This is a genomic window from Mastigocoleus testarum BC008, from assembly GCF_001456025.1.
In the GTDB taxonomy this organism is placed as follows: domain Bacteria; phylum Cyanobacteriota; class Cyanobacteriia; order Cyanobacteriales; family Nostocaceae; genus Mastigocoleus; species Mastigocoleus testarum.
In genome coordinates, this window is sequence record NZ_LMTZ01000154.1 from 45,655 (window position 1) to 58,927 (window position 13,273).

The 13,273-nt window shown below is 37.7% G+C and carries 11 protein-coding genes; 3 read left to right on the top strand and 8 right to left on the bottom strand.

Annotated features, from left to right (window positions below; translation table 11 throughout):
- Positions 1–204 precede the first annotated feature (204 nt).
- Complete coding sequence (locus BC008_RS41720; RefSeq protein ID WP_027840936.1) at positions 205–2,808, bottom strand: TIGR03960 family B12-binding radical SAM protein; 2,604 nt, start codon at positions 2,806–2,808, stop codon at positions 205–207.
- Between the two features lie 157 nt (positions 2,809–2,965).
- Positions 2,966–3,295, bottom strand: a complete 330-nt coding sequence (locus tag BC008_RS41725; RefSeq protein ID WP_027840937.1) for an STAS domain-containing protein — start codon at positions 3,293–3,295, stop codon at positions 2,966–2,968.
- Between the two features lie 430 nt (positions 3,296–3,725).
- Here BC008_RS41725 and BC008_RS41730 point away from each other — a divergent pair, with 430 nt between their 5' ends.
- Positions 3,726–3,920 (top strand): hypothetical protein, encoded by a 195-nt coding sequence (locus BC008_RS41730; protein WP_027840938.1) that lies wholly within the window; start codon positions 3,726–3,728, stop codon positions 3,918–3,920.
- Positions 3,921–4,322: 402 nt separating this feature from the next.
- On the opposite strand, the gene BC008_RS41735 is transcribed toward BC008_RS41730, so the two are convergent.
- The gene (locus BC008_RS41735; protein ID WP_036264485.1) at positions 4,323–4,688 is read right to left on the bottom strand and encodes a hypothetical protein; all 366 of its coding nucleotides are present in this window, start codon (positions 4,686–4,688) and stop codon (positions 4,323–4,325) included.
- A 358-nt stretch (positions 4,689–5,046) separates the two neighbouring features.
- Between BC008_RS41735 and clpS the strand changes: the two genes are divergently transcribed.
- Together clpS and BC008_RS41745 are read left to right on the top strand one after the other, a co-directional pair.
- Positions 5,047–5,328 (top strand): ATP-dependent Clp protease adapter ClpS, encoded by a 282-nt coding sequence (gene clpS / locus BC008_RS41740; RefSeq protein ID WP_058183385.1) that lies wholly within the window; start codon positions 5,047–5,049, stop codon positions 5,326–5,328.
- 140 nt (positions 5,329–5,468) lie between these two features.
- A complete protein-coding gene (locus BC008_RS41745; protein ID WP_027840940.1) occupies positions 5,469–6,305 on the top strand; it encodes a CPBP family intramembrane glutamic endopeptidase in 837 nt (278 codons plus the stop codon).
- Positions 6,306–6,445: 140 nt separating this feature from the next.
- Here BC008_RS41745 and BC008_RS41750 read toward each other — a convergent pair whose 3' ends face one another.
- The 5 genes from BC008_RS41750 to BC008_RS51925 all read right to left on the bottom strand — a co-directional run.
- Positions 6,446–7,618, bottom strand: a complete 1,173-nt coding sequence (locus BC008_RS41750) for a WG repeat-containing protein (protein WP_058183386.1) — start codon at positions 7,616–7,618, stop codon at positions 6,446–6,448.
- A 548-nt stretch (positions 7,619–8,166) separates the two neighbouring features.
- Positions 8,167–8,808 carry a pentapeptide repeat-containing protein gene (locus BC008_RS41755; RefSeq protein WP_027840941.1) on the bottom strand — a complete coding sequence of 214 codons (642 nt, stop codon included), beginning with the start codon at positions 8,806–8,808 and terminating at the stop codon, positions 8,167–8,169.
- Between the two features lie 636 nt (positions 8,809–9,444).
- Positions 9,445–10,848 (bottom strand): DICT sensory domain-containing protein, encoded by a 1,404-nt coding sequence (locus BC008_RS41760; RefSeq protein WP_027840942.1) that lies wholly within the window; start codon positions 10,846–10,848, stop codon positions 9,445–9,447.
- Between the two features lie 325 nt (positions 10,849–11,173).
- Complete coding sequence (locus BC008_RS41765) at positions 11,174–12,772, bottom strand: photosystem II high light acclimation radical SAM protein (RefSeq protein ID WP_027840943.1); 1,599 nt, start codon at positions 12,770–12,772, stop codon at positions 11,174–11,176.
- A gap of 288 nt (positions 12,773–13,060) precedes the next feature.
- Positions 13,061–13,273: hypothetical protein (locus BC008_RS51925; RefSeq protein WP_235596015.1), on the bottom strand; the 213-nt coding region annotated here is incomplete at its 5' end.

Here is a 13,273-nt window from a genome sequence, read left to right on the forward strand (position 1 = left end):
TTCAAGTTTCCTGGGGTCAAATCCGGGAATTTGCACTCTAATATTTTGCTTCCGTATCCTGAATGTCAGGTTAGTGAATCAGCTTACTCAATGCAGCGCCAGAAAATTTCTCTTCATATCATTCTAACGCAACCTTGTCAAAAATCAATTATTTGCTTATGCACTACCTGAGGGCAACTTAGTTCCAATTGCCCTCAGTAAACCTTAAACCGCTAAAACTAGCCGATTGCGGTGAATGTGTAGCAGTTGAAATTCTTCGGAAGCTACTTGCTCTAGCATAAACAAGATTTGGTTGGGACGCAACATTGTGCCATCGTTACGCCATTTTCCTAAATAGCGTAAAACTGCTGTTGAATCACAGAAGTTACTATTCTCTGGGATTAATTCTAATTCCAATAAGCGTTCGCACAGATTTACCAAGTAAGTTTTGCCTGATTTAGTTGTTTGTTCCCATAATATTTCGTCCTTACTGTTAATTATGTCAACCCAATTTTGCCATTGTGTAACATTTGGCTGTGTATTGAGAGCAGCTATTGTTATTTGATATTCAGCAGATTCTAGAACTTGGGCTGCTTTTTCGGATTTTACATCCAGTTGGATAACTTTATATACCGGAATATTTACAGGTAGTATTTGAGTTAGTTTTTGACGAAATACTTCTACATCAATTGCCTCAGTCAATTCAAAATCAACAATTTCGCCGCTACTTGTAACACCCAAAGGTAAAGCATTAGCTGGAGATATTCTAGGTTGTGGATTATACCCGCCGGTAAAAGATATGGGTAATTTGGCACGTCTCACGGCTCGATCAAGCAACCGCATTAAATCTAGGTGACCAATCAACGCCATATCATCTTGCTTGCCAAACCAAACTCGTATTTTTTGAGCTTTAGTTGTATTGGGCACAAAATCACCGGAAAATTCTGGGATTAGTGGTGCCTTGATCGCAATATTATGACCAAATTCGGGACTGCAAACACCGCAATGGGAACAACCATCAAAGGAACAATCGGGTACTACGATCGCTTCTAAGGCACGTTGCAAATCTTCCTTGAGCCACCTTTTATCAATTCCTGTATCTATGTGGTCCCAGGGTAAAGGTGCATCAAGCCGATGGTCGGAATCTTTACCTTCGCCTTCCATTACATTCCATTCACCATTTTCAACTTGGCGATATTTCCAATCCAATCCAGATTCAGCAATGGCTTCTCCCCAAGCAGCAAAAGCTTTATCTAGACTTTCATACCAAGAATCCATACCTGCTCCTAATTCCCAAGCACGCTTTAAGACTGGAGCTAAGGAGCGATCACCTCGACCAATGAAATCTTCCATCGCTGAAATCCGTACATCGGTAAAGTTGACTTTTACTCCTTTCATGCGGCGAAATTCTTGCCTCAGGATGTCTTGTTTGCGTTTAAACTCGGAAGTAGAAACCGAATGCCATTGAAATGGCGTATGGGGTTTAGGAGTAAAATTAGAGACAGTCAAATTAAACGAAAGTGTTTTTCTACCCTTAGCCCAGCATTCTCTTCTGAGCCATCTTACTGTTTCGGCTATACCTAATACATCAACATCTGTTTCTCCAGGTAAACCAATCATAAAATAAAGCTTAATTTTATCCCAACCTTGCTCCCTGGCAGTTTTGATACCCCTGAGTAATTCTTCGTTGGTCAAGCCTTTATTAACGATATCGCGCATTCTTTGGGTTCCCGCTTCTGGAGCAAAAGTTAGTCCTCCTTGTCGGGTACCGCCAAGAATACGAGCAATATTTTCGTCAAATCTATCAACTCTTTGAGAAGGAAGAGAAAGAGAAATATTTTCATCTTTGAGGCGATTTCTAATTTCCGTCCCTACCGCAGGTAAGGACAAATAATCAGAACAACTCAGAGACAGTAGGGAAAATTCTCTATGACCTGTTTGGCGCATTCCCTTCTCAATCGCATCAACCACTTTATCTGGTGCGACATCCCGTGCAGGTCGGGTAAGCATTCCTGGCTGACAAAAGCGACAACCACGGGTACAACCCCGGCGAATTTCAACTATTAAGCGTTCGTGGACTGTTTCTACATAAGGGACCAGTCCAATAGAGTAAGCCGGTATTGGGGTTGCAACACGGCGAATAATTCGCTTTGGTACATCGGGGCGCTTAGGAGTAACTGACCCGTCAGGGTTCATTTCATAGAACTGCGGAACGTAGACGCCAGGGACTTGTGCCAAATCTAATAATAATTCTTTGCGGCTAATTTTAGCTCTTTTACCTTCTTCTAAAATTAAGCCGATTTCTGGTAATAATTCTTCACCGTCTCCCAAGGCAAAGAAATCAAAAAAGTCGGCATAGGGTTCGGGGTTAGATGTTGCGGTTTGTCCACCTGCAAATATCAAGGGGAAATGATTTCCCTGATTTCGTTCCTCCCATGTTAAAGGGATTCCCGCTAAATCTAACATTTCTAAGATGTTTGTCGCTCCCAGTTCATAACTGAGACTAAAGCCAAGAATATCAAATTCCTTTAAATCTCGTTTCGATTCGACAGCAAACAAAGGTGTATTCGTGCTTCGCAATTTACCCGCCAGGTCTTTTCCTGGTAGGTAAGAGCGATCGCACAACTGCCGAGGCTGGGAATTTATGATGTTATAGAGGATGATGTGACCCAAATTGGATGCACCGACTTCATAAACTTCTGGGTAGGTTAAAACCCAGCGAATTTCAGCTTCATCCCAAGGTTTGTGTACTGACCCAAGCTCGTTACCTAAATAGCGAGCTGGCTTCGCAATATCCGGTGTAATTAATTTTTCTACTGCAACAGACACTGTGCTAATCTGCGTGCTAACTTACAGCTAATCACTACCAACCTTAGCATTTATTAAGTGTCTGAAGATATGGAAATCAGTTAAATTCCAGAGTTTTTTTTTATTTTAGGTGTTGATGTTTACACAACGGCGCAAATATCATTGTGATATCTGTGAATTATGCACTGAATAATATTTTTTGGTTTTCAAAAATTTCGAACACTCGATCTAATTGAGTAAGTTCAAAAATAATTTTGATAGATGGGGATACGCAACATAAACCCAAACGCTTTCCCAAGTTTTGAGCTAACTTAAGTGCAGATACCAATGACATTAATCCAGAGCTATCTAATAGTTCCACTTTTTCTAGATTTACTAGCAAAATTTGATTGTTCTCGTGTCTTAAAGCTGTTGTTAAGTCACGCTCAAATTCCAAAGCGTTAACAGCATTTAAATTATCTTGGGGTTTAATAATTGCAACTGTGGTATGGCTAAGTACTGCTTGCATAGTCAATTCCTATCAGAGGCGTCAAAAAAAAACAGGTTAGATGTATTTGACCATAATCTTTTTATGTTCACATCGACCATTCGTCTTACACCTCTTTGCGGAATCTTTATTAGTCTAATGGCTCTGTTTAAAGATTGTTATAATTCTATCCCCAAAAGTATTACCGTATACTTTTTGTTAGATTGAGTAGAAACAAATTTAAATGATTGGGTGTAACATATTATTCTAGTTAAACACATAGCTAAATTAAGATTAAGAAAGCCTAAAATCTGCTGCTGTCAAGGATAAATCGTAATTGCATAAACCTAAGTATTACAAGTATATTCGTCTTGTTTGTGATTCATGTCACTGTTTATCTGAGATCTCGATCGCGTTTTATACTGAAGTCATGCTTGGATAATTAGTATTAAATACACTTTACTTATTTTTTATGGAAACTAAATACGCTATTCGTCAACTAGTTGCTAGAGCACTAGATATCAAAAAATTAACACTAGAAATCGAGAATGAGATTAATTTGGAATTGACTACTCGGGGTTATATTTCTGACGTTGACTACGAAGCTTTAGAGCTATTAATGGCAGAGATGGATGCTGGTAGAATAGCTCTATGCAGAAGTATTTGAGGAAGATTTAGATGAATTTAAATCATCCGAATCTAGTTGAAGTTCTGGAACAATTATTAAATTATATTTTGGGATAATATATATATCAGATATGTAGTAGTTGTTATAATATATGAGACATTTTCTCAGTAAATATATTTATCAACATATTTTGTAAAATTGTTAAATACTTACTGTCTAATAATTTTTGTATGCTAGATGATATTTTACTTATTCTAGTTTCATTTTTATTTACTCATTCTACATTTAATTTAGAAAGAGAGTTGAATAAAATTTAAAAATATTATTTCGGTTTAAATAGACACAAAAATAATAATTTGATTTTAGGCTTATTTATAATATCTATTTTCATCGTAATTGCATTTAGCAGTCTGGAACTACAGCGATAGGTCAATTCGATAATCATTTTTCGTCAGAGAGGTTAGCATTTTTCTGGCTTTGCCAAACACGATGAATAAATTCGTTGAGTTTTTGCTTGCAAATGCTGGGAGTCATTTCGCTTTTTGACCCTTCTTGGGAAATTTGACAGATCGAGTTTATTACTTCTACATCCAAAGCAGGATAAAATAAACTGATAGACCATAATAAGTCAAAAGCTTCTTGAAGGCCAGTTATCTGTGGTTCCTCATCACCAGATTTTACTTCTAGAAACAAAGGACGTACCCAACACAACTGACGGGAAGCAACAACCTGAATGACCTCTGCATACAGACGAGTATCACCTTCCTGTAAATACACAATTTGTCCCGCTTGAAATTTTTGGGTCATATTATTAATTGTATTATTACTAAATATCGCGAGGAAATATTAATAATTTTAGATAGGCTAAGTAAGGTGTTTGAGTGAAAATAAAAAAATCTGCTAGCGTTTTAGTGCTGGGAACTGCTTTTGTACCTTGAGTTTTAGAAATTTTTGTTTGCGCATATGTGGTTTGAAGCAAACTTCGAGGTCATAATATTCTAGTCTTATCGCTATATTGAGAAAACACAAATTTTCAAGACAGTGGATACATTTTGTGAAAACAAGATTCATGGTTAAAATGTTATAAGATAAGTTAAAAAGTGTTAAGTAACCATAAAACATCAGCCTTCTTGTCGTACATCTACTGAAAAAAAAGTAAAGAGCCGTGTCAGTCGAAACTATAGAAAAGCGTTCTACGTCGAGAAAGATAGCGCCTCGGTACCGCGTTCTGCTTCATAACGATCCATTTAATAGTATGGAATATGTGGTCCAAGTACTGTTAACGACAGTACCAAGTCTCACTCAGCCACAAGCAGTAAGCATAATGATGGAAGCTCATACTAGTGGCGTAGCATTAGTAATTACTTGCGCACTGGAGCATGCGGAGTTTTACAGTGAGACTTTAAAAGAAAATGGTTTGACTAGTACGATCGAACCGGAAGATTAGGATTTAGTTGCTTGGGATTGTGAAACTGTAATAACTTCCTTGGCGTCAAGCTAAAACATGCCAAGAAAAAATCATTAATAAATAAGCGTTAATGTTTATTGATTTCGTTATTATTAGTTTTGCGATCGCTGTAACTTGTCATGAAAAAATACTTTGCAATTTTAGCCCAGCGCTCTTTTGGGATCAGACTGGGTAGTTTTATTTTATTTCTATGTTTGCCATGGTTACCATATGCAGCATTAATTTATTTTTTGGTTGATGACAGTAACCTGCAAACGATTGTAACAATGGTACCCTTGGCAATTTGGTTTTTTCTGTTTTTGCCTATTTGGGGTAAGTACGTTTGCCAACAAAAACGTATATTTGAGTATTACGGTTTAGAGTTTAGTCGCCGTAATGGTGTTGAGTTGTTACGGGGTTTGGCTATTGGGGTAATCAATATTTTAATTTTATTTTCTTTGCAAGGGATAATGGGTTGGTTAGTATGGCAAGAACCATCTATTTCCTTGCTAAAACTTATTTTAGAAGGATCGCTTACTGGTTTAGGGGTAGCGCTCGCAGAGGAGTTATTTTTTCGCGGATTTATATATGATGAACTCCAAAGAGACTATAAACCTTCTGTGGTGCTTTGGAGTAGTTCTCTTATATTTGCCGTTGCTCATTTTATCAAGCCCCTTCCAGAAGTAATCCAAAGTTCGCCACAATTTTTAGGTTTACTTCTATTAAGTTTAGCTTCTGCTTTTGCAAAACGAAGTTCTCGAGGACGTCTCGGTTTATCAATAGGGATTCATGGAGGTTTAGTTTGGGGTTATTACATTATTAATGTTGGCAAACTAATCGAATACTCTGGTTCTGTACCAACATGGTTTACAGGCGTTAATAATAACCCTTTGGCTGGAATCATGGGTTTGGTAGGTCTGACGATTTTGACTTTGTGGATGAGAATGAGCTATCGCTCAAAACTCTCAAATCTTTAAGCTCCTAACTGGGTATAAAATTCTTAAGATAAATCCCAAAAGTCTTAATTTAGTAATCAAAATAGTAAATTAAGATTTGCTGCAATTTAATAGTTGCATACAAACTTCAAAATTTAGTTTTAGCTTCTTTTCTGCTATTTTTAATTTGTAGAAGTACTAATGTAACCCCATTGGGAACCAATTTTGACCCACGCAAGTTTTACTTTTTGGTCAACACCCAATCTATCAACTGTAAAATCAGTGGCATGATCGAATTGGGGTTCGATAACTATTTGACCAGTAGTATCAATGTATCCCCATTTATCATTTATGTTTACCCGTGCTAATCCTTGGGAGAAAATACCAACATCGTCAAATTTAGCTGGAATAGCCATTTGACCTGTTTTAGTAATGTAGCCATATTTGCCTTCTTTCCATACGTAGGCTAACCCCTCGGAAAATATTCCTGCATCCTGAAATACTGGCTTGATCGCAAATTTACCAGTTTTATCAATATAACCCCAGTGGTGATTGATACTAGCTAAGGCTAAGCCTTCAGAAAATTTCCATGCTTGAGTAAATATAGGTTGAACAATTAACTTACCACTTTGGTCAATATAACCCCATTTATCGCCTAATTTAACTTCTGCCATGCCTTCAGAGAAGTAAGAAGCTTGATTAAACTTGGGAAGAATAACAAATTTACCGCTTTTGTCGATGTAACCCCATTTCTGTTCTAATTTGACTGGAGCTAATGCTTGTCTGTTTACAGCCTTTGCCTGGTTATCTACAGCAAAAGACATTACGGCTTTAAACTTGGGCTTAATAACTATTTGACCAACTCTGTCGATATAGCCCCATTTATCACCATTGCTAACTTTTGCTAAACCTTGGGAGAATTCTCCAGCAGAGTCGAATTGTGGTTTAATTACCATTTGGCCATTTCTATTGATGTAACCCCACTTATCACCGATGCTTACCCGTGCTAACCCTTCAGAAAATTCTTCTGCGGCGTCAAAAAGTGGTTTTATAGCTACTCGACCATTTTTGTCAATATATCCTTTTCGGTAACCAATATATACTGATGCCAATCCTTCAGAGAAACTACCAACATACTTAAATTTTGGTTGAATTTTATAAGTAAAATTACTAGTACTTTTTAAAACTCTATTCTTTAGTTTGAGAATATGTAAGTTTTGAGGTGATAAAGTTTCTGATTGGACTAATTTAACTGGCAATAAAGTTAACCAACTGAGAGTTACAGTGCTAGTAATGATAAACAACTTTAGCCGCTTACGTATAGTCTGGGATTTCACACGGGATAGGACAGCCATAAACTTATTTGTATCAAATTTTTTCGTTCCTGTTAAAACCTATCTTCAGCAAGAATAGCAGTTTTAACAAAAATTTCTGGGCTTCAAAGACTTTTACTTGCTAAAACTCATCGTATCTGTAATGGTTTTCTTCCAGGTATAATTACGCTTTTTCCTCCGTATATGTTCCCTGAAATTTTTCATGAAAGAAAATTAAGCTCTTATCAGTTTGACTTTTGTTAGCAAAGCGTATGCGCAGGACATAACTTGAATGTTACTAACCGCATATCAAAACTATGTGTTAGCGGATCCGTAGGCAATACCTAGGGCTGCGCTACCTTGAGGATCTGGTACGCTGCGCTAGCTACGCGCTTACCCACTAACACTGTAAGGTGCGGCTATAATGAATGACCTAGCTGTGTTAATTTTGTGTAAATTCTACTAGATATTCAAACACCTTCAAAAATTGGCAAATACTGTTTAATTTGCGATTTTTGAAGGTGTTTAGAAGTAGTTAAAATTATTACAAAAGAAAAATTGAACTTAATCGATGATCGTGAAGAGAGAACTTAAGAAATATTTTCTGTTGCAATAGTTCCAGCCAAACAAGCTCCATTCAGATTAACTCCTTTGAGGTTTGTACCTTCCAATTCTGCACAGAGTAAATTCGCCCCTGTGAGGTTTGCACCTGCAAGGTTGGCTTTACGCAAGTCAGCTTCTTCTAAATTTGCTTCTCCCAGTAGGGCTCCTTGTAAATCTGCACCACTTAAATCTGCGCCTTTAAGGTTAGCTGCTGTCAGATTAGCTCCTCGCAGGTCTGCACCTCGCAAATCAACACCTTGTAAATTGACGTTCATTAAGTTTGTACCACTTAAAAAAGCTCCGGTTAAAGAAACATCATTGAGCCTAGCCCCCATAAAATTAGCTCCCCGCAAATTACTACCGCGTAAGTCCGCACTAGTTAAATCCGCTTGCATCAAATTAGCTCCCATAAAGTTAGCTCGCAAATTTGCTTGATGTAAATTTGCGCCCATTAAATTTGCGCCTTCTAGATGTCCGCCTTCTAGATTAGAATTAGTTAAATTTATACCAACAAGGTTTGCACCAGCTAAATTGATTCGATTTAAATCTAATTGCGATAAATCTTCATCTTCTAAATTTACTCCGGGGAGTTGTTTTAATTGACCAGATTTAATTGCTTCTATATTCATTTTTTTATTAACTGACTTTGATTGAGTGCTTTATTGGGTTTTACCACAAGCTACTAACTTTGAAAGTAGAAAGTTTTCGATAAGTTATATTACCTATGCTCAAAATGATAGTAAGGTTAACCTTGTATCAAAAATTAAGTCAGATGAGAATGTGAGAATTTCTACAACTCAACGTTCCCGTCACTGGGTGTAAGGTAAGTATCCAATATAAGATACTAACTCCCAAGAAGGGGAAGTCAAAATATGACCTGTGGTCACGCTAGAGTCTGCGACGTTGGCAGATCCGCAAGGTGACCTTAATCAGAGACTATAGCTGTGCTACCCACGGATCCGCCGATGCCGTAAAAGCTCTAGCCTCTAGCTGCGCTACCTCCGGATCCGCTAACAACAGTATTAAACCGTTAATTAACCCCCTTGCAATGAAATAAAATAACACATTTACTGGCTTTTGACATTGGCTGAGATCTTTGCTGTGTAGGGGTTACAAAATGTGGAATTTGACGACAGGGAAAATTGAAATACGGCAAATTTGATTTTTGCTGGGTGTATTGAATTTAGGAGCAAATCAGTTGAAGAACCAGATAAAAGCCTAAATGCAAATTAAATTAAATTAAATTAAATTAAATTCAAGCAAGTTCAATCAAATTTTGTTGATTCTAATTTTTGATCGCTAACTCGAGCGTCGCTATCGGCTTTAGAATCAATTAACCACATTCTGGAACTAAATTTCGGTGTATTGGTAGGTAATTCTAGTCCTTGCTGTAAACCCATAACCAACAGAGTCAAAGCATCAACTAATTTCGGATCGAAGCGGTAAGATTGTTGCTCCTTACATTCTTCCAAGGCTTGTGTGAAAACTTGTTCTCTACTTTGTCCAGAATTTTTTTTCTGATTAACTCGGTATTGGAAATCTGAAACTAAGGCTAAAATTCTCGATTCTAAGGGAATTTCATCCCCTGTTAATCTTGCTGGTTCTCCAGTACCATCCCACCATTCTGTTTGATGAGTTATAATTTGGGCGATCGCACGCAACCGGGGCATTTTACGTAAAACTTGCGCTCCCGGTACCAAGGGACAAGTCAAAGGAGTGCTAGGTGAATTTTCTTGATAACGCGTGCTAACCCCAGGAGTAAGAATGCTTTGACTTCTTTGTAATGGATCTATACGATGCAACCAAGCAGCAAGTCGTAGTCGCTTAATTTGCCATGCTGGTAATTCTAAAAGTTGAGCTAAGGTTTCTGCAAGGGAAACTACCTCTGCAGCAGCCATTGGATTATTAATATCAGCTTGATCCATTAATTGCGCCATGCGCAAAAATGCCTGAATTTCGTTGGAAATTAAATTACTATCTAAGGCTTCGTGACGTAAAGCCGTAGGTGTACCAAGTTTTTCTTGCCCAGTTTGTAGATATTCCACAACGCGAGAAACCACCGTTGCATATTCTTCTGGGGTAGCTACCGCCGTTTTAATTTTCTTCTGAGCTTGCAGAAGTTTTTGCTGAAGTTCGGGGTTGTAATTGCCAATATGCTTAATGGCTAAATCTGCTGTTTGCTTAACCAATGTTGGTTCAAATGTCCACAAACCATAGAATTTTCGTTCTACATCTGACTCCGGCTGTCCTCCCGCTCCATAATCTTCTGGCGATAATTCTTGGCACAGAACCATTGCTGTGTAATTTGGGGATAGGATAATTAAGTGCCATTCTTGGGCAACAGGATCTGATGTATCTAAAGGAACCAAGTCAACATTGGCTAGTTTACTGGTTGGATGTTCTGTCCAAACTGTATCCGGTGCTGCCATAATCGCAATATGACTAGAATGCTTAGCCATATCTGCATATCTTTCGGCCTCTTCGAGATACCATTTACCTTGTTGAAAGGCTGTAATAACTATTGGCGAACTCTCATCGGATAAAATATGATCTTCAAGGGCATGACATAAAGAAACAAGAGTATTTTTGTAATATACTCCTAGTTTTAATGATGTTTTCTGATGGCGATGAGCCGTTTCTAGTTGGTCGAGAATTGAGCCTTTTAACATAGGTATGGTAAATCAACTTGAAATAAATAAACTTTTTAGAAATTTAAATAAAGTAACTATTTAGAAAAAATTAAAAGTCTTCTCATAATAATTTAGTTTACTGCCATACCAATGATTTTTGTTACATACCACAATAATGTCTTTACATTCACTTGGTACTTTCAAGATTTAACTCTGTATGTAGGCGCTCTGTATCTTTATGATTTTATCTTTCTACTTCCTATCCTTTCTACTTCCTATCATAGATAAATCAACCATAAAGACACAGGAGCACGAACATTTTCACCGACTTTACGGAATAATTACACGGGGAATAACTTAATAATTAAGATATTTTTGCCAGTTGTTTGGGTTTTAACTTTTGCTCGATTGGTGCTGTTAATGCTTCTTCCAATGGCGCACAACCCAGTTTAGCTTCCAAAATATTCATAACTTCCCGCCCAAAATCGTTGGGATTTTCCCGCATGGCTTGCAAGCAGACTTTGCCAAAGAAGGAGCCGAGTGGTTCTGGGTTCCAAAGTAGTTTTCTTGCAGTCCATGGTAACAGGAGCATGGGATTATAACCTGGTTTGAGAATATCCTCTTTAAAAGCGTATTCTTCTAAGTGGGTATGGGGTTGTAGTCCAATGAAGAAGATTGCGGGTTCGACTTTATCCGCACCAAAAATTCGTTCGAGTTCCCGATGATAAGCTATGGTTTGGCGAATTGTTTCGATGCGTTCGTCAATGACGTTAAAGGAGTAGTTAACAGAAACTAAATCATTGAAACCAGCAGCTTTGAGATCCCGACAGTTTTGTAAAACTGTTCGTAGGTTATAACCCATACGCATTTTCCGGACTAACTCTTGGGAACCACTGGTAATACCGATTTCAAAATAGTTCATTCCAGTTTTTACCATCAATTCGCACAATTTAGGCGTCAAGTTATCAGCACGGATATATGCTGCCCAATGAATGTCCGTCATTCCCGAATCAACGATTTTTTGTAATAGTTCTACTGCATCGTCGATAAATCTTTTGGCTGGAATAAATTGAGCGTCGGTAAACCAGAAGTTGCGAATTCCCCGATCATATAGTTGGCGCATTTCTGCAACAACTTCATCTGCAGGATTTATACGTACTTGTTTCCCTTCCACTACTGTATAAACGCAGTAGCAACAGTTATGAGGACAACCACGCTTAGTTTGTACGCCAATGTAGAAGTCGCTTTCTTGCAGATAATAATTAAAGTCTGGCCAAATACTTTCGATATATTCGTAATTACAAGCTGTTTTTTCTAGGGGAGTTGGTGCTTCGTGAATTAATCGTTGACGTGGTTGATTTTCTCCTACTACATAGCAGCGTTCGTCACTAAAGTCTTGACCGCTAAGGAGTTTTTCGAGTAGTGCTTCCCCTTCACCAACGGAAACTATCGAACCTTTGGGGAGGCTTTTATTCAATTGCTCATAATATATGCTTACCGCACCACCACCAACGATAACGCGGACATCTTTGTTGTATTGCTGAGCGCGTTTTAAACCACGTTTAATCAAACTCTGGTTTTGCCAAAGTTCTGTGTAAAAACTTTTGAGCATTTGTAAGCCGCCCAACGCACCATGCAATTTCACAAAGGGATTTTTGGCATAGAAAATCTCAAAAGAATACTGTAATGGATTGCCACCTCGTCCACCTACAGGAGCAAAAATGTGAATATCTCGCCAAGAATAAATTAGTAAAGATGGCTTAAACTCATCAATACAATTTTCTAAAGCAGAAGCATAATCTAAAGGTGGTATTGTTCCCAAATCGAAGATTCGCTGTTCGATTCCGGGAAATAATTTGTGTACGTGGTCTGCAAGGTAGACGACCCCAATTGGGAAGATAGGATTACATGGGAGACGGACGTAGAGAATTCGACAATCCATAGCGGGTTCTTTGATTTTCATCTTGCCTTGATTTAACAGTTTTTGGACTAAAGATTTAGGAGAAAATTAATCAGCTTTGATTATCGGTAGTCTTTCAATCGATACCTGTAGATGATTAGAAATTTAGTAAGTTTTATTAAAATTGTTTAAGTCATGAAAATCAGTCATCAACCTTAAAAATACGAGAAGAAATTTGTTTTTTGTATTTTGCTCTTATGATAAACAGCTAAATATCAAACCAAGTTTCAAATAAGTAAATATGCTTATCGGAATTTTCTCACGGAAAACCAAAGTTCTCAGTTTGTTAAATTAATCCTGTGTATAGGTAAAGTTTTGTGAATTTATCTGAGCCATAGCTTTACGATAACACTCTTGCAGCGAAGATTTAACCGTCGGAGAGCTAAAAACTTTCAAACGTAAGTCCCTTACGTGGGTAGGTGAGCGAAGAAGTATAGCAATCGCCAGCTTAGTTAGGACGTAAGGTAAGATAGATCGAGAAGTGATTAGTCTGGACAATTCCAA